The sequence below is a fragment of the Acinetobacter sp. YH12227 genome (assembly GCF_013417785.1).
GTDB classification, from domain to species: Bacteria; Pseudomonadota; Gammaproteobacteria; order Pseudomonadales; family Moraxellaceae; genus Acinetobacter; species Acinetobacter gandensis.
The window spans coordinates 1-16,852 of the sequence record NZ_VPDH01000036.1 but is presented as its reverse complement, the minus strand read 5'-3'; the positions used below and the strand labels follow the sequence as shown (position 1 = coordinate 16,852).

Genomic DNA, 16,852 nt, shown 5'->3' with positions numbered 1-16,852 from the left:
TAAAAAGTCTTTATTTTTTAGAGGCTTTTTTTTATTTATAATTTTAAGAGGGAATAATGATTTTAAAAAAAACTTTATTGGCACTTAGTTGTACCGTGCTTTTAACTGCATGTGGTGGTGGGGGATCATCTAGCAGTGATGGGACTTCGAATAATGGTGGTTCAGGTGAAACGACTAATCCATCAAATCCTGCGGCTGATCTGGCAAAGGCAAAACAGTTAATTAGTACCACAAACAATATTATTGCGTATTTTGACAGTTTTGAAGGTTTACAATCACAGTATGAGCCTGCATTTGATGCAGTGAGTGATGCAGGTAATGATATTAGCAATGCTTCAAACCTTATTGTTACTTTGGCATCATTAGCGCAGAAAGACGCTCAAGGTTCAACAAAAGAATATACACCAGCTCAGTTAGAAGCCTTATTAAAAGCAGAGATGACGTATGATGGAGAATATTATCCTGATTATATTTTAAGTAATAATAGTCTAAAAATAAGTGTAACACCTAACTCCATTGCTGTTTCTGGAAGCGTGTTAGTCAAATATTGGATGGACTACATTTGGGATAGCGAAACCTTTACTGGGCAGGATGTTTTTGGTGACGAAGCTGTCGTTACTGTGAATAATTTAAAGTTGGAAGCTCCTTTTAGCGCATCAGAAAAACAGCATGATTTTAAAATTGTTTCAGGTGGTAAAATTACAGCTAAAAATGCGAATGAACTAGAGTCAAGTTTAGCTTTTAATAGTAATAGTACCGCTCAGGTTGTTTATGACACTGCAGTTCAGCTTGAAGATGCAGGAAGTGAGAGTGTCCCTGTAACTGCTCAATTTAAGTTTTCAAATATTGAGTTGGTCACTAAAGACGCGAAGCTGGCTTTAACTGAACTTTCAAGTAAAGCAGTTCGAGTTGCATTCAAAAATGGTACTGAGACATTTAATCAAGTTATTCCATATGAGATTATTTTAAAAGGTGAAGCTGTAAGCGGTGCAGAAAATTTAGGCTTAGATGCAAATATTAAGTTGAATAACGATCTGACAAAAACCTTCGATATTACTAATGGTGAATCGGCTGCTTCATTTATAAATGTTGATTTAAATGTCAAGCTGACTGGCAAAGTAAAAGGTGCAAGCTCTATAGTAAAACCATTTAGTTTAGTGCTCAGCGCTAAGCGGAATGACTATCAAAAAGGTACAGCAAATCTTAAAGTCGCTGTTGATCAAGATGCATTAAATGTAGACGTAAAAGCGGATAATCTAATTGCTGAGTCTCCAGTTGTTTGGTCAAAAGTATCTCATGCAAATGGTGCATTTGTAGAAATTGCAAATATTAATACATTTAGTTCTGCCGATATTAAAGTCGGCACTGTTACGTACGGTACAATTAATAAAGCATCGAATAATATATATTCTGCGAAATTTACGGATAACACTGTTCAAATAATTGCACCATAACAATATATATTAAGGAGAGGGAGGATTAAGTCCTCCCTTTTTTCTATGTTGAAAAAAAAATTTATTTTATTGGGATTACTGCTTCCAATTTATAGTTACGCTCAAGAAGCAATCTACTATCAAGTTCAGGCAGATGTTTATAGTGAGCCTGTCTCGATTCATGCATTTACTGATGATTGGGATGATTCTAAGTTTAAAGCGGGAAAAAATGCGTTTGCTCACGGTTTAATGCAATTAGGTGTAAAGCAGGGGAATTGGGATTTTAGCTGGATTTGGCGATATGACTATGTACTTAATTTTAGTGAGGATACAGCAAAGCTTTATTATCAAATACAGAACGAACTACCGATTGATGCAAATTCAAAATATGATTTAAGACTTGAAGCGCAGCATATTGACACTGTTGGATCACGGGCAGCATACACATGGCCGCTTTCATCTAATTGGAATTTAGAGACGGGCGTAACTGCGTTAATTGGTCGTCATTATCTTGATGGTCATGTCAATGCGTTGGGGGTAACAACAGATCAACAAGCCCTTATGGATCGAGTCAAATGGCTGAATGGTAGCATTGATTACAGTTATGACCAGCCTGCTTTAAAAGAAGAGAAAATGGGGTGGAATGAGCAGGCGAACAGTGGTTATGGCTATGCTTTAGATGCGACTTTAAGCGGTATGATCGCAAAAAGATGGAACATAAAAATTAATGTTCAAGATGCGTTGGCATATTTATATTGGCAGGATGCTCCATATACTCGATATAATATTAGCTATGATCAAGATCAGCGGCCGCGTTTTGATATTCAGGGAAAGTTTAATAAAGATAAGACCTATGCGCAAAAGTTACCTTTTAAAATTTATACTGATTTCAATTATGACTCAGAGCAGGCATGGCGCTTGGGACTCAGTTCGATCTCGAATGAGTATATGAGTCTTTGGCAATTGAATGCATACTGGGATACAGGGCTGCTGTGGGGCGTGCACTTTGAGCCACAAACAAATGCATTTGGCCTTTCTGTGAAACATGAAAATTTTGGTTTTAAATATATTTCGGATTCACTCAATACCAATCAAGCAAAACGTATGGGTGCACAGATATACGCACAATATTTATGGTGAGCCAGTGAATTCTTTTAAGATTTGATTATTAGCTTTACTGTAGATGACTTTTCTCTGGTATTGAGTGCATCGAATAATAGTGATGTAGTTAAGGATAGTAGAAGTTCTCAGTCGAGGGGTGTTTATATTTTGGTACCTTTCACATTTTTATGTTTTTGAATACAACTCATTACGAATAATAAAGTGATACAAGTGTATGTTGCCTTGATTAAAAACTTACGCCGTAAAATTTCGGATGCAGCAGAAACTGGCAACCGTCATGAGTGGATTCAGGCGGTGTATGGTGTGGGTTATCGTTTTGAATATCCTGAGGAGTAAGGGATATTCGATGAAATGGACGAAAGCGGATCGGTGTGAACTTATCCGCTTTTTTTATTGACGCTGAAGCTGAGGAATTTTAAATGGACATGAAGATAAGAAATGAGCGCTTGGATGATATTTTAGCGATCGAAGCCGTCACTCAAGCTGCATTTTTAAATGCTGCACATACTAGTCATACCGAGCATTTTATTGTCAATCAACTGCGAAAAGATCATCAATTAACACTTTCGTTGGTTGCTGAGGAACAGCAAAAAATTGTGGGGCATGTTGCTGTTTCACCGGTTCATTTGTCGAGTGGCGAGGCGGGGTGGTATGGTTTAGGCCCGATTTCAGTTTTACCGAGCAAGCAAGGTTTAGGCATTGGCACACAGCTGATGCAAGCGGCATTGCAGGCTTTAAAAAATATCGGTGCTACAGGCTGTGTCTTATTGGGCGATCCTAATTATTACGCACGTTTTGGCTTTCAAGTTTTTCCTGACCTGAACTTAGCCGGTGTACCGAAAGAATATTTTCAGGCCATCACCTTTGTCGATAGCCCTCCGCAAGGCGAAGTTCAATATTCAGAGGCCTTTAATGCGACCAAATAATTGAAGTGAGCGTAGTATTTTTAGGATGATCAGCTCGAAAGCTCAATTATTTTGAGGCCTAATTTTCCTCATTATTCATTGATTAAACACAAAATAAAAAATATGCATGAATGAAAAGATAGGCGGATGAAAGCGAACGGGCTAGGTTCGAAGGCATGAAGCCTTTACAATTCTCCGGGTTATACATGATGAGAGTTTGTTTTGAACAGCGAAACGCCCAAACTGCAGCGACGTTTAAAGAACCGCCATATCCAATTAATCGCCATGGGCGGTGCGATTGGTACAGGACTATTTTTGGGTTCTGCGCATATTATTGAGTCGGCTGGGCCATCGATTATTTTAGGTTATTTGATTGGCGGCTTAATTGCTTTTCTGATTATGCGCCAGCTGGGCGAGATGATTGTACAAGAGCCAGTCACAGGTTCATTCAGTCATTTTGCTTTTAAGTATTGGGGTAAGTTTGCTGGCTTTTTAACGGGCTGGAACTACTGGATTCTCTACATTTTAGTGGTGATGACCGAGCTGACTGCGATAGGCAAATATGTCAATTACTGGTGGCCGCATGTGCCTGCTTGGGTTTCAGTTCTGGTATTTTTTGCGGTCATTACGCTAGCAAATTTAGCCAATGTAAAACTGTATGCAGAATCTGAATTTTGGCTGTCGATGATTAAGGTTGTGGCGATTGTTGCCATGATTATTTTTGGTGTGTATCTGCTACTTACAGCAGGCGCAGACTCTACCGCTTCGATTAGCAATTTATGGGTACATGGCGGCTTCTTCCCGCACGGTTTTGAAGGCTTATTCTACATGCTGGCCTTTATGATGTTTGCTTTTGGCGGCATTGAACTGATTAGCATGGCGGCGGCTGAAACTGAAAACCCAGATCAAAATATTCCCAAAGCGGTGAATCAGACCGTGATCCGCGTGTTCTTATTTTATATCTGTTCCTTGGCGGTACTGCTTTCGCTGGTGCCGTGGAATCAGTTGAAACTTGGTGGTTTGGATCATAGTCCTTTTGTGATGATTTTTAATCAGATGGGGATTGATTGGGCGGCGCATTTATTAAACTTTATTATTTTGACGGCCTCCGTTTCTGTCTGTAATAGCGGTATGTATGCTAATAGCCGTATGTTGTTGGGCTTGGCAGAACAGGGCAATGCGCCAAAAGCGTTTAAACAGGTGAATAAACACGGTACGCCGATTGCGGCGGTTTTATTTTCAGCTTTGCTGATTTTTGGCTGTGTGCTGCTGAATTATTTCTTGCCCGAAAAAGCATTGAGTTATTTGATTTATATTGTGGTGAGCGCTGCGGTGCTGAATTGGATGCTGATCAGCCTGATTCATTTGAAGTTTAGAAAAGCGATGCAGCAGCAGGGCATTCAAACTACGTTTCCGGCATTATTTGCACCGTTCACCAACTATTTTGTTTTGGTGTTTATGCTGATGATTTTGTACATCATGTGGAATCAGGGGTTTATGCTGTCGGTGTTGATGCAGCCGCTATGGATTTTACTGTTGTTTGTGCTGTTTAAAGTGATTCAAGCAAAGAAGGTTTAATACCATGAAGGCTTAGGGAAGAGCCTTTTGAAGTTTAGTAGTTTTAATTTTGTTCCGTTAAATATCGCCATTGAATAAATATTTGAGAAATAGGCATATATCTTAAGTGTTCATTTAAAAATCTTTCGAGCGTCTTATAAACTAAAGATTTTTTTTCTAAGGTGTTGATATAAATTAAAAAAATAAGAATTTATATAAGGTGTACTATATGAATTTTAGAGGCACTTTACTTTTGAAAAACTTTCTATCTCTTTAAGCATCATTAGTAGCATATTCAATAATACGTTGGCACTTTTTTTCGAAGGTCATATTTTCTTCGTCAAGATCTTCAAATAATTCATTAATTATAAAAATTTCTAAAAAATATGTATATCTTTTCCCATTAATATTAATTACTGTTTGATCTCGTTCAGCTGTAACAATTTGGGTATTTGCTTCAATTGTCCAAGGCTCTTCCACAAACAATATATCTTCAGAAGATTTTTGGTTTAATTGCTGTAAATAATTAATTAATTTCAAAATTATTTTCTCTTATTTAGAGTGAATCATAGATTGCCCGTTTATAGCATCATACGTCCAATTTTAAACTCCATTTAGCATAATAGCTGTTATATGAAATGAAAAAGCCTAGATACGGTTCTCAGTCTTTTTAATATATCTTCGTTGAAAAAAATTTAATGAGATAGAGAAAGAATACCTAAATATTCCTCAACAATTCAATCCTCTGCCGTTGTCCCTTATTTAGCTTAGACACCACTAAGTCATAAGAATTTAGCACCAAATCCTGCAGAAGTTCTTCTTCCAATTCTTTATCTGCAAATACAGAAATCCAATGCTGCTTATTCATATGCCAGCCTGCGCGAATAAAAGGATAAATATCCCTCAGCATCGTGCCATTGTCCGGCAGCACCTTTAAATTAATGGCTGCTTTGCCATCCAAATGAAAACTCAGCATAAACACCTTATCCATCACTTTAAACACATCACAGCCTTCGCCAAAAGGCTGGCTACAGGTTGTTTCAGGCAAGTCTAAGGCTGTCTTTTCAGCTACAGTGTGTAATGAAATCATCTAGAATCGCTCAAAAAATAAAGACTGTATTTAATATTAAGGATGAATATGAATCTCTGTATCATTATTCACCAGTTGCCAAATTTCATCCATATCAATATTGCGCACTGCAATACAGCCCCAAGTCCAATCTTTTTGTGGGAAATAAGTCATCAGTTGTGGTGCAGCTTTCATTTGTAAACTGGTCGCCGAACCATGAATCATAATGTCACCACCTGCAGAAACCTCTAGATTTTTAGCCTTCTGTTTATCGGCAGCATTGGGGTAAGAGATATGCAAAGATTTATAAAATGCGCTTCGCGGATTGCGCCAATCAATCATATAGCTGCCTTCAGGCGTTTTGCCATCACCTTCTTGAACTTTATGTCCAAGCGGTTGAAAACCCAGACGCATCGGGTAACGCCGAATGACCTGATCCTGATGTTTTAACTCTAAATAACGCTCAGCTTTATGTACTTGAATACTGTCGATCGGCGTTTCTGTGCGAATTTTTTGAATTTGCGCATCGCTTAGTTCTTGTGGAAAGGCTAGTGCATTGGCAGGTGTAGGTAGATATTTTTCAAATTTTTGATAGGCAAGATAGGCGGCCGCAATACAGAAGAGGGTAGTGAAACTAAAAATGGTGATACGTTTTCTTGTCATTATTTTTTAGAGGATGAAATGCTTTCGCAGTCCATCCATTTTTCAATTGTGGATAATGTCTAAATTATCCACAATTTTGCTTCGATTGAAGCATGAATTTGTGGATAAATGTTTAAGATGAACAGCTCACCATCACTTCAGGCACATCACTTGGCAAGGGGCCTAAATCTTCTTTTGTTTCCAGTTCAGGCTGTTTGCTAAAGGGCTGACTGAGCAATGTAAACAAACGCTCTATTTCTGAAAAATCATTACGCTCTGCCAGTTCAATGGCTTTTTGCGCCATGTGATTTCGCAAAATATAATGCGGATTGGCCTTTGCCATTTCAGCATCTAAAGCATCGGTGTCCTGATGCTCACGGATACTTTCATATTGGGCCAAGAAACCTTCAAAGGCGTGGCGGTCTAAGCAGTCATCTTTAATGGCTTCATATTCATGATTTTGCAGACGAATAAAGCTTTGCGTGTAATCCAGCTGTTCACTTTGCAGAATACGCAAAAAGGCCATGGCGCAGTCAAAGCTGTCTTGATGGAAACTTGGCAAACCCATTTTCTGAGCTAAGCCCAATTTATAATGTTCCAAGAAGGTCAGTTCAAAATGCTCTAAGCATTGGGCTAAATCGTCTTTCCATTGTTCTTTGTCATAATTCGCAGGGCAGAGCGGAACGAGATTATTCAGCCATTGCCATAAATTCCAATGCCCAATACTCGGCTGCTGCTGATAGGTATAGCGACCCTGATAATCTGAATGGTTGTTGATCCAGTTTGGACGGAAGCGCTCCATAAATCCATAAGGTCCAAAATCGAGCGTTGAACCAGTAATATTCAGATTGTCAGTATTCATCACGCCATGTGCGAAACCAATGAGCTGCCATTTGGCAATCATCACCGCAGTACGCTGAATGACTTGGGTCGCAAAGGCCAAAATGGGTTGTTCTGTATCTAAACATTCAGGGTAATGCCATTCAATACATTTTTGGGTAAATTCAGGCAGTAAATCGCCCTGATATTGGTTGATCCATTCAAAATGTCCCAAACGAATATGACAGTCTGATGTACGTAGCATCATCGCGCCAAGCTCGAGTTTTTCACGCTGCACACCTTGCTCAGAGCTGGTAAAACCCACGGCATTACTCGATGCAACACCTAAGCTGTTCAGCGCATGTCCTGCAAGATATTCACGAACTACTGAACGTAGCACTGCACGGCCATCACCCATGCGTGAATAAGGCGTAGAACCTGCACCTTTGAGATGGAGGTCTATTGTTTGACCTTGCTTATTGAGGATTTGAGCAATCAGTAAACCGCGTCCATCACCAAGTTGACCAGCCCATTGACCAAACTGATGACCAGCATAGACCATCGCTAGAGGCTCAAATTCCTCAAATGTTTTTTGCCCGCTGCAAATCTCTACCCATTGAGCTTTATCTTTATCCGACCATTCTAACTGTTCAGCCAAAGCAGCATTAAAATGCCCAGCTTTTGCACCTTTTAATGGGGAAGGGAGTTGGTGGTGATACAGTTTAGGACTAAGTGTCGAATATCGAGTATTGAATTGCATAAGTGCGAAAATACATTTGAAATGAGTTTTACTATAGCAAAGTGCGCTATGAAAACTGTAGCTTTAAAATGAACAAAGCCTCCATCAGGAGGCTTTGTTGTGTGAACAAGAAGTAGGAGAACAGCTTAAACCGTTTTTTTCTTCAAGTTACGCATCAATTGATTCAGTGTTTCACGGTGATGTGAAAGACGTTGCTCAACTTGTTGGAATTCAACTTTTAGTTTGTCATCCATTTGATGAATTTTTTCAGCAACGGCGGTTTTCTTGGCTTGAATTTCCTGTTCTTTTAATTTTGCCCAGTCGTTCAAAGTTTGTGAAAACGCATCATATTCTTGGGAAATACGTTGTTTTGCTGTTGCAATGTCATCGGTCATATTCAGACCATAAATCGCAAGATCTTGTTCAGCATATTTAAACTTCATTGCCAACTCAGCTTTTTTAATATTAAAGCTTGGAATACGGCGTAAGTTCTTTGCCAAACCTAATTTAGAACATGTCCAAATTAACCATTTAGTTGGGTCATATTGCCACCATTTCACACCATTACGGTAGTCGTATTGGAAAATGTGGTGGTAGTTATGATAACCCTCACCCCAAGTAGCAATGGCAAGAACAAAGTTGTCACGTGCTGTATTTTCATCAGTGTACGGACGTTTGCCCCACATATGACAAAGTGAGTTAATAAAGAAAGTTACGTGATGGCTTAAGATTAATCGCATTAAACCGCCCAATAACAATACGCCCCACATATCGCCTACAGCCCAGCCAATTGGTAATAAAATGGCTGCGTGTACGGCAATCACTAATGGAATGTAATATTTGTCTTGGAACATTACGACTTTATCTTTTAATAAGTCAGGTGCATTTTTATAGTTTGGTGCTGCTGCCGGATAATCACGAAGCATCCAACCAATGTGTGCATACCAAAAACCACGGTTGATTGAGTATGGATCTTGATCCACATCATCAACATGACGGTGATGTGTACGGTGGCCTGAAGCCCAAAATAAAATACTATTTTGAACTGCAAAAGTACCCATCAGCATTAAAATGATTTTTAATGGTAGAGTTGCTTCATAAGCACGATGTGCCCATAAGCGGTGGTAGCCCGCCGTGATTCCTAAACTGCTTACGCCCAGTAAGATAAACATACTGATCCATGCAGCAGCACTAAAATCATGATTTATGGCATATAACGGAATAGCGATAACAGCAACAATTGGTAAGAACACCAATGCAAAAATCGCGATCCAGTTCATTGGGGCTTTGGGTAGGGGAGCATTCATCTCCAACAGCACTCCTGAAACCTTGGGAGGTATTATTGAGGTTAATCCCTTTATTTTTTTAAGGGATTAGAATTGTACAGCATAGTAGCACGGTAAAAGCCGATTTAACCACTGTTATTGTACAGTTGTATTGTACTAAACAGTAACATAATAAGACTGAAGTTATATGACTTTTTGAAGGGGTGTTATAGATGCTTAAAGATCAGCAAGATAAGCCAAAAAATAAGCTCAAACCATTCAAAATCACGCTATATTGTGCACTGTTCAGTACACTTTTTGTCATGGCCGGTTGTCAAAGTGACCCGAAGGCGACGGTGACTCATAAGTCATCCAGTTCTGCCGCTGAACGACCACTACAAGTGAAAAAAATCAACGATGGTGTGCAAGATGTCCGTTGGGAAATTGTTCAAATCGAAAGTAGCAAAGCCAAGTTTTTTCATAGCAGCCCTTACTTGCAGTTAAATTCGCAGTTTAGACAGATTCAAGGCAATACTGGTTGTAACGCAATTGTGGGTACTTATAGCATTGATACGACCAAACGCAGCATTGATTTGAATGCACGTGCGGGATACTTCAGTTGTGATTCTGCCTTAGCACAAGAGGCCGAACTGTCTGATGCACTACAAGCAGTCACGCAGTTTCAAATACACGGTAAACGGATGACTATGCAGAATAGTCGTGGTCAGACGTTACTTGTCCTTGAGCGTAAGTGATCCTTTTAGTACTAGTATGCATAGTTATTAAGAATAGTTATGATCAGAAGAATGATGCAGTATTAAAAATGCTGCATCATTAATTTTGGAAAATCGGTAATTAAACCGTTGATGCCTAAATCCTTTAATTCTTTTGCTCGGTCAACATCATTGACAGTCCAAACACTGATATTCAGATTTGCTTGTTGCGTTGCTCGAATCATGTCTTTCGTTGCCAGTTGATTCATCCAACCAATTTGACAACAGCCTAAAGCTAAGGCTTGATCAATCGCTTTAAATTGGACGTCATCTTCAATCAATAAACCATGTTTGAAATGTGACTTCTGTGTGTTGAGGGCGTAATGAATTTTTGGGTCAAAACTGGTAATCACCGCAGTTTGTTCGAAACCTTTTAACTGGTGTTGCAAAACTTCTGTAAGTTGATCTGCTTCATCTTGGTTTTTCACCGCTTTCACTTCAACTTCAATATGATCAAAGTTATGGATGATCTTCAGCGTTTGATCTAATAAAGGTGTTGGCTCAACTTTATTCCATTCAGACCATGTCACCGCATGGTTATACGGTTCAAGTTCAGAACTTTCGCATTCATAGAGATACTTATCTTGGCCAGTGGTACGGATGAATTGATCATCATGCATTACAATTAAGGCGCGATCTTTCAGCTGCCGCACATCAAATTCGACTGCACGTATGCCTAAATCTTGAATATATTGGAAACCGCCTAGGGTATTTTCAGGTGCTTCACCACGAGCGCCACGGTGACCGATTATGCGCATACGAGGCCTACAAAAAAGGATGTTAAGAACATAATGTCCTGTAAGAATGACAGGGAGATGACATTGCTATTTTGATCCGATCATCCTGAAATACAAGAATGATCGGACGAAATGTTTCGATTTATTTCAATGTAAAATTGACTTTTAATTGGTCAAAACTGTAGTGAGAAAAGAGAATTATTGCGGCACAGTTTATTGATCAATCGTGTCATTGATATTTTTTTGCCACAGCACTTCAGAACCGCCTTCAGCTCGCTGCAAAGTACGAGATGCCACAAATAACCAATCGGATAATCGATTGAGCAATTGCAGTGAGTTGGCTTGAATATTTTGATCACGGCTATGCACGGACATGACGCTACGTTCTGCACGGCGGCACACGGCACGTGCTTGATGTGCAAAGCTACAAACTAAAGTACCCGCAGGTAGAATAAAGTCTTTGAGCATTGGAAGTGCTTCGTTCATACGGTCAATGTCTTTTTCCAAAAACTCAATTGATACCGCTTGGACTAAATTAAAGTTTGGAATGCAGACTTCACCGCCAAGATCGAATAACCAATGTTGAATCAAACTGAGTGATTTATCCCAAGTTGCTTTATCTACAATGCTGCTGAAGGTAATATGTGAACGTAAAAGACCAATGGCAGCATTCAGTTCATCGACATCACCGAGTGCAGTGATACGCAAATCGTCTTTAGAAACGCGTGAACCATCACCTAAACCTGTAGTGCCTGAGTCGCCTGTGCGGGTGTAAATTTTACTTAAACGGTGGCCCATGTTTTTTTCCTAAAATTTGCCTATTAAAAAAGGATAATGTCGGTCAAGAACATTATCCGTAAATTGAAATGTAGTTTTAACTTTTTTATTCAGTTTTTAGTAACGTACAGTGACACCAACAGAGGCTTGACGACCGCCGTTGATGTAGTAAATACCTGAACCATTGTAGGCGGTTTTATAGTTCACATCGCCAATATTTTCAATATTGGTAAACAGCTTGATCATTGGCGTTGGTTGCCAATAAGCATTGACATTGGTGCTGACATAGCCTGGATTGATCGTTGCTGGAGCTGATGCTGTATCGGCAAAGTCTTTTGAATTAGATTTTGCAACTACAGAGGTAGAAATACCATAAATACCATCATCATAACCTGCGGTTAAAGTCAGGCTTTGTTTCGGACGACGAGTTAAGTCTTTTTTAGTTTCATCATCTTTGGCTTGTACATAGCCATAAGTTGTACTTAAAAATAACTCATCTTGTTGCCATTTAAATGATGCTTCACCACCTGTAAACGTTGCTTTCTTAACATTTTCGAGCTTGCCTGCTTTGGAGCTAATTAAGTTGTCGACTTGATTGCGATAAACTGATAAGCCTAAATTGATGTTGTAATTGAGCTTTTGATCAATTCCAATTTCATATGAGAAACTTTCTTCAGGTTTTAAATCTGGATTTGCTCCCCAAGCTGTTGCATACAAATCATTGGTAGTTGGCGCACGAAATGCTGAACCGACATTGGCATACACACTGGTTAATGGCAAGATGAGGTAACGAATTGCACCTTGACCCACAGTATGTGTACCAAATTTTTCATTATCTTCAACACGAACGCCCACTTGTGTATTTAAGCCATCTTCTTGGTATTGGTGTTGAATAAAGTAACCTGTAGAATTTACCTTTTCGTCATAGAAGATATCAGTTCCTGGGTAAACATTACCATCCCATTCGAAATCTTCGCCTTTTGAAAAGATATTAGCTTTAATATCTTTATATGATGTACCCACTAAGATATTTTGTTCTGGCGTAAATTGCCATTTTCCATAGAGTTCAGCTTCTTGCGTGGTACTATGGACATAATCAGGTTTTTGGTTTTGCTCAATCTGATCTTTATATTGTGAAAGACGGGCATGAATGGCTAAATTATCTAAAACGTTTAAACGCCCTTTGAGATTAATGACTTCATTTTTAAAATCTTGTGAAACTAAATTGCCATAGTAGTCATAATCGCTATAGCCTTGATTTTCGCTATAATCGACAGAAGCCGCATAGTCTTTTTGATCTACACCGACTTTAGCACTGTAACCTTCTTGGTCAAAACTGGCTTTTTGATTATTGGGTGCATCCGTGACAGGTGTACCATCGGTTTCTAAACGTTGACCACGAATTTGTGCGTAAAAACCATTTTCAGCTAAATCTGCACCAATGACAGATTTATAGGTTTTATTTTCACCGATTTCACCTGTAATAAATGCGCCTGTTTTTTCAGGTGTTTTTGAAATCAGTTGTACTACACCACCAATTGCATCTGTGCCATATAAAACAGAGGCAGGACCTTTTAACACTTCAATTTGTTGAATATCAGTTGTATCAATAAAGGGTAAAGATGCTGCGCCAGATGTATTGGAATTTAAACGGACACCATCTCTTAACAATAAAGTATGATTTGAATTTGTCCCACGCATAAAAATAGATGCAGTTTGTCCATAACCACCACTTTGCACCATATTTATAGATGCATCAGTTTGAAGTAATTGAGGTAATGAAGCAATTGGTGATTGATCGACAATTTTAGGTTCAATAATAGAAATTCGCGCAGGGACATCTTTAATATTTTCTTCACTGCGTGATGCGGTTACAACAATCGTATCAAGTTTTGTGACGTTGGTTTGCTCTTCGGCTTGAGTAGTTGCTGAAAAACCCATCGCAATAGTGATTGCGCCCACTAAGGCTGTAGGCTGAAATTTAGAATTCATGATTTAGCTCCATACATTCACCCCCCGTGAATGATTGAGTTGAGGGGCAGCAAGCAGGTTTCCGGACTTAAATATAAATATTGTCTGAAACAATATTGGCATATCCGCCTTCCCGCAAAAATGCAGTGGCGTAAATTCCTTAATCATAAATAGAGGTTTTTATATAGATATGCGGTTCGTTTTACCGTTGCGGGGGCAGTGTCGGATTTTCACCAACTTCCCTAAGCCTAAGCTCGACTTGCTGCAAATTGCGTAAATTATAAAGTCTGTATATGTATTAAACAACGGATGCTAATAATTATTCAGGATGAACTTAACGCAATCTATGAAAATTGCATTACAATGATTCGCCCTTATATTTATAGATAGGCTATGAATAGGGCGGAGTTAGAGCCACAATAATATGCGAACCCGTGCCAAAATTTGCGGAATCACACGTATTCAAGATATCCAGTCAGTTGTTAATGCAGGTGCAGACGCAATAGGCTTTGTATTTTTTCCGCCAAGTCCGCGCAGTGTTACAGCAGAACAAGCCCAAAGTTTGATTCAAAATGTGCCTGCCTATGTGCAGACGGTGGGACTGTTTGTGAACGCATCGCTGGATGAAATTGCCGACATTTTAAAGCAAGCACCGGTAGATATTTTGCAGTTTCATGGTGATGAAACACCTGAACAATGCCGAGACATTTCAAAACAGGTTGGCCGCCGTTGGTATAAAGCCATTCAGGTCAAACCTGGCATGGATGTGATTGCTACGATTCAGCAATACCAACAGGCAGGGGCAAGTGCCGTACTGTTAGATGCATGGCATCCAGAACTCAAAGGCGGAACAGGGCACAGCTTTGACTGGGCACAATTTCCCAAACTCGATATTCCATTAATCTTGGCAGGCGGTTTAAAGCCTGACAATATTGAAGACGCTATAAAGACGACCAATGCTTATGCAGTTGATGTCAGCGGAGGCGTAGAGTCCGCTAAAGGTATCAAAGACAAGAAACTCATTGAACAGTTTATGCAAGGAGTCCAACGTGGATCAGCAAAATAAGATTGACTATACCCAATTCCCAGATGAACGCGGGCATTTCGGTATCCATGGCGGACGTTTTGTGTCAGAAACTCTAATGGCAGCATTAGAAGACTTAGAAAAACTTTATTTCCGTATGAAGGATGATCCTAAGTTTCTGGCAGAATTCGACCGTGATTTAGCCTACTATGTAGGTCGTCCTAGTCCTCTTTATTATGCTGAACGATGGTCAAAAGAACTTGGCGGTGCACAAATTTACTTAAAACGTGAAGACCTGAACCATACAGGGTCGCATAAAGTAAACAACACGATTGGTCAGGCTTTACTGGCTAAACTTTCAGGCAAAAAACGCATTATTGCAGAAACAGGTGCGGGTCAGCACGGTGTAGCAACGGCAACAATTGCAGCACGTTTGGGTCTTGAATGTGTGGTATTCATGGGTGCTGAAGACGTTAAACGTCAAGCCATGAACGTGTATCGTATGCGTTTGCTTGGTGCGACTGTTGTACCTGTAGAAAGCGGTTCAAAAACATTGAAAGATGCCATGAACGAAGCAATGCGTGACTGGGTAACCAATGTGGATTCAACGTATTACGTGATCGGTACAGTTGCAGGTCCGCACCCATATCCGCAATTGGTTCGTGATTTCCAATCGATCATTGGCCGTGAAGCGCGTAAACAAATTCAAGAACAAGCAGGTCGTCTGCCAGATGCCTTAGTGGCATGTGTGGGCGGTGGTTCAAATGCAATGGGCTTATTCTATCCATTCTTAAATGATGAAGATGTGAAAATGTACGGTGTTGAAGCGGCAGGCTACGGCATTGAAACAGGTAAGCACTCTGCACCATTAAACGCAGGCCATGTCGGTGTGTTGCACGGCAACCGTACGTATCTGATGTCAGATGATCAAGGTCAGATCATTGAAACGCACTCAATTTCTGCTGGTCTGGATTATCCAGGTGTAGGCCCTGAGCACAGCTTCTTAAAAGATATGCACCGCGTAAACTACGTGCCAATCAACGATACTGAAGCGCTGCAAGGTTTCCGTGATTTGACCCATATTGAAGGTATTATCCCTGCGCTAGAAAGCTCGCATGCAATGGCTTATGTAACTAAGCTCGCACCAACCATGGATAAAGACCAAATCATTATTGCAACGGTTTCTGGCCGTGGCGATAAAGACTTGATGACCGTTGCCCGCATTGATGGCGTGGAAATGGTGGAGATGTAAATTCCTTTAAGCCTCTCCCTTTGGGAGAGGTTTGGAGAGGGTGAATTAAAAAATCGCGCAGAAGTCATTCCGCGCGATTTTTTTATAACACTGAAGAAACTATTTTGATTTGCCTACAAAAACCTAGCAGAATAAAAGTGTATATTGCGTCACAATAATGATGAAACTCTACTGCTTAAGAAAGATTTTATAACAATGACGTTTACTCAATTGGTTCGAGCTGAATCCTTTCCTCAACACATTTCATGGCAATGGCGTGATACTTTTGCACTGTGTATTCTCCCACTGATATTTTTTAATAGCTTTATCCTAGAACAACTTTTTGGTATTTCTGTTCAGGTTGCTTTAGGGGATTCAATTTTTCGGGGCATCTTATTTATTGCGGTAGGTTGGCTGTATAAAAGCATGCTGTCTATGCATTGGCAAAAGTATAAGCAGGCCTTTTGGCGTTCTAGCCTTTTAGTCGTGATAGGCGCAATCGTGTTGCAGGTGGTGATTTCTTTAACCCGCAGTGTTTTACCGTTGGGGTCGAGTGGTGAAGAAAAGCCATCTATCTTAAAGTGAAAGAGGACTCCACCCGACAGTCAGGGTGGAGGTGAATTTCAAAGATTTTAACCTTGTTGGTTTTCAATGTATTTTTGGTGGTGTTTCAAAAAGTATGCTGAAACAAAGCAGGTTGAATTTTGATAAAATAGAGAAATGCGAATAACTCTAGAAATCAAATGTCCAACCTGCCTCAGTGACAGTATAAAGAAAAATGGCATCAA

General features: G+C 39.8%; 16 protein-coding genes, 1 pseudogene and 1 riboswitch. Of the genes and pseudogenes, 9 read left to right on the top strand and 8 right to left on the bottom strand.

The window, feature by feature from the left end; genetic code table 11:
* The first annotated feature begins 56 nt into the window (after window positions 1-56).
* The 5 genes and pseudogenes from FTV09_RS09535 to FTV09_RS09515 all read left to right on the top strand — a co-directional run bounded on the left by FTV09_RS09535 (window position 57) and on the right by FTV09_RS09515 (window position 5,038).
* Window positions 57-1,454, top strand: coding sequence for a hypothetical protein (locus FTV09_RS09535; protein ID WP_218950167.1), 1,398 nt, complete (start codon window positions 57-59; stop codon window positions 1,452-1,454).
* A gap of 45 nt (window positions 1,455-1,499) precedes the next feature.
* Window positions 1,500-2,573 carry a hypothetical protein gene (locus tag FTV09_RS09530; protein ID WP_180058172.1) on the top strand — a complete coding sequence of 358 codons (1,074 nt, stop codon included), beginning with the start codon at window positions 1,500-1,502 and terminating at the stop codon, window positions 2,571-2,573.
* Window positions 2,574-2,780: 207 nt separating this feature from the next.
* Window positions 2,781-2,891: pseudogene (locus tag FTV09_RS09525) on the top strand (DNA-binding response regulator); the annotation flags it as partial.
* Window positions 2,892-2,974: 83 nt separating this feature from the next.
* Complete coding sequence (locus tag FTV09_RS09520) at window positions 2,975-3,481, top strand: GNAT family N-acetyltransferase (protein ID WP_180058171.1); 507 nt, start codon at window positions 2,975-2,977, stop codon at window positions 3,479-3,481.
* A 201-nt stretch (window positions 3,482-3,682) separates the two neighbouring features.
* Complete coding sequence (locus FTV09_RS09515) at window positions 3,683-5,038, top strand: amino acid permease (RefSeq protein ID WP_180058170.1); 1,356 nt, start codon at window positions 3,683-3,685, stop codon at window positions 5,036-5,038.
* A gap of 252 nt (window positions 5,039-5,290) precedes the next feature.
* Here the strand turns inward: FTV09_RS09515 and FTV09_RS09510 are convergent, their stop codons facing one another.
* From FTV09_RS09510 to FTV09_RS09490, 5 genes are all read right to left on the bottom strand, one after another.
* Window positions 5,291-5,557, bottom strand: a complete 267-nt coding sequence (locus FTV09_RS09510; protein ID WP_067767718.1) for a hypothetical protein — start codon at window positions 5,555-5,557, stop codon at window positions 5,291-5,293.
* 178 nt (window positions 5,558-5,735) lie between these two features.
* Complete coding sequence (locus FTV09_RS09505) at window positions 5,736-6,107, bottom strand: MmcQ/YjbR family DNA-binding protein (RefSeq protein WP_218950166.1); 372 nt, start codon at window positions 6,105-6,107, stop codon at window positions 5,736-5,738.
* A 36-nt stretch (window positions 6,108-6,143) separates the two neighbouring features.
* A complete protein-coding gene (locus FTV09_RS09500) occupies window positions 6,144-6,749 on the bottom strand; it encodes a murein L,D-transpeptidase family protein (RefSeq protein WP_180058169.1) in 606 nt (201 codons plus the stop codon).
* Window positions 6,750-6,861: 112 nt separating this feature from the next.
* The gene (locus FTV09_RS09495; RefSeq protein ID WP_180058168.1) at window positions 6,862-8,307 is read right to left on the bottom strand and encodes a YdiU family protein; all 1,446 of its coding nucleotides are present in this window, start codon (window positions 8,305-8,307) and stop codon (window positions 6,862-6,864) included.
* 125 nt (window positions 8,308-8,432) lie between these two features.
* Window positions 8,433-9,593 carry an acyl-CoA desaturase gene (locus FTV09_RS09490; protein WP_180058167.1) on the bottom strand — a complete coding sequence of 387 codons (1,161 nt, stop codon included), beginning with the start codon at window positions 9,591-9,593 and terminating at the stop codon, window positions 8,433-8,435.
* Window positions 9,594-9,784: 191 nt separating this feature from the next.
* Between FTV09_RS09490 and FTV09_RS09485 the strand changes: the two genes are divergently transcribed.
* Window positions 9,785-10,306 carry an META domain-containing protein gene (locus tag FTV09_RS09485; RefSeq protein WP_180058166.1) on the top strand — a complete coding sequence of 174 codons (522 nt, stop codon included), beginning with the start codon at window positions 9,785-9,787 and terminating at the stop codon, window positions 10,304-10,306.
* A 62-nt stretch (window positions 10,307-10,368) separates the two neighbouring features.
* Here FTV09_RS09485 and FTV09_RS09480 read toward each other — a convergent pair whose 3' ends face one another.
* The 3 genes from FTV09_RS09480 to FTV09_RS09470 form a co-directional block, all read right to left on the bottom strand.
* Window positions 10,369-11,082: a glycerophosphodiester phosphodiesterase gene (locus FTV09_RS09480; protein ID WP_180058165.1), complete on the bottom strand. Its 714-nt coding sequence runs from the start codon at window positions 11,080-11,082 to the stop codon at window positions 10,369-10,371.
* A gap of 192 nt (window positions 11,083-11,274) precedes the next feature.
* On the bottom strand, window positions 11,275-11,859 hold the full coding sequence (locus FTV09_RS09475; RefSeq protein WP_180058164.1) for a cob(I)yrinic acid a,c-diamide adenosyltransferase: 585 nt from the start codon (window positions 11,857-11,859) through the stop codon (window positions 11,275-11,277).
* A 96-nt stretch (window positions 11,860-11,955) separates the two neighbouring features.
* Window positions 11,956-13,830, bottom strand: coding sequence for a TonB-dependent siderophore receptor (locus FTV09_RS09470; protein ID WP_180058163.1), 1,875 nt, complete (start codon window positions 13,828-13,830; stop codon window positions 11,956-11,958).
* Between the two features lie 34 nt (window positions 13,831-13,864).
* Window positions 13,865-14,087, bottom strand: a riboswitch (cobalamin riboswitch).
* A gap of 146 nt (window positions 14,088-14,233) precedes the next feature.
* Here FTV09_RS09470 and FTV09_RS09465 point away from each other — a divergent pair.
* The 3 genes from FTV09_RS09465 to FTV09_RS09455 all read left to right on the top strand — a co-directional run bounded on the left by FTV09_RS09465 (window position 14,234) and on the right by FTV09_RS09455 (window position 16,649).
* On the top strand, window positions 14,234-14,875 hold the full coding sequence (locus tag FTV09_RS09465) for a phosphoribosylanthranilate isomerase (RefSeq protein ID WP_180058162.1): 642 nt from the start codon (window positions 14,234-14,236) through the stop codon (window positions 14,873-14,875).
* Entirely contained in the window at window positions 14,859-16,085 is a 1,227-nt protein-coding gene (gene trpB / locus FTV09_RS09460) for a tryptophan synthase subunit beta (protein WP_174559924.1), read from the top strand. The genes FTV09_RS09465 and trpB overlap by 17 nt, the downstream gene beginning before the upstream one ends.
* Window positions 16,086-16,280: 195 nt before the next feature.
* On the top strand, window positions 16,281-16,649 hold the full coding sequence (locus FTV09_RS09455; RefSeq protein ID WP_257222871.1) for a hypothetical protein: 369 nt from the start codon (window positions 16,281-16,283) through the stop codon (window positions 16,647-16,649).
* Window positions 16,650-16,852 lie beyond the last annotated feature (203 nt).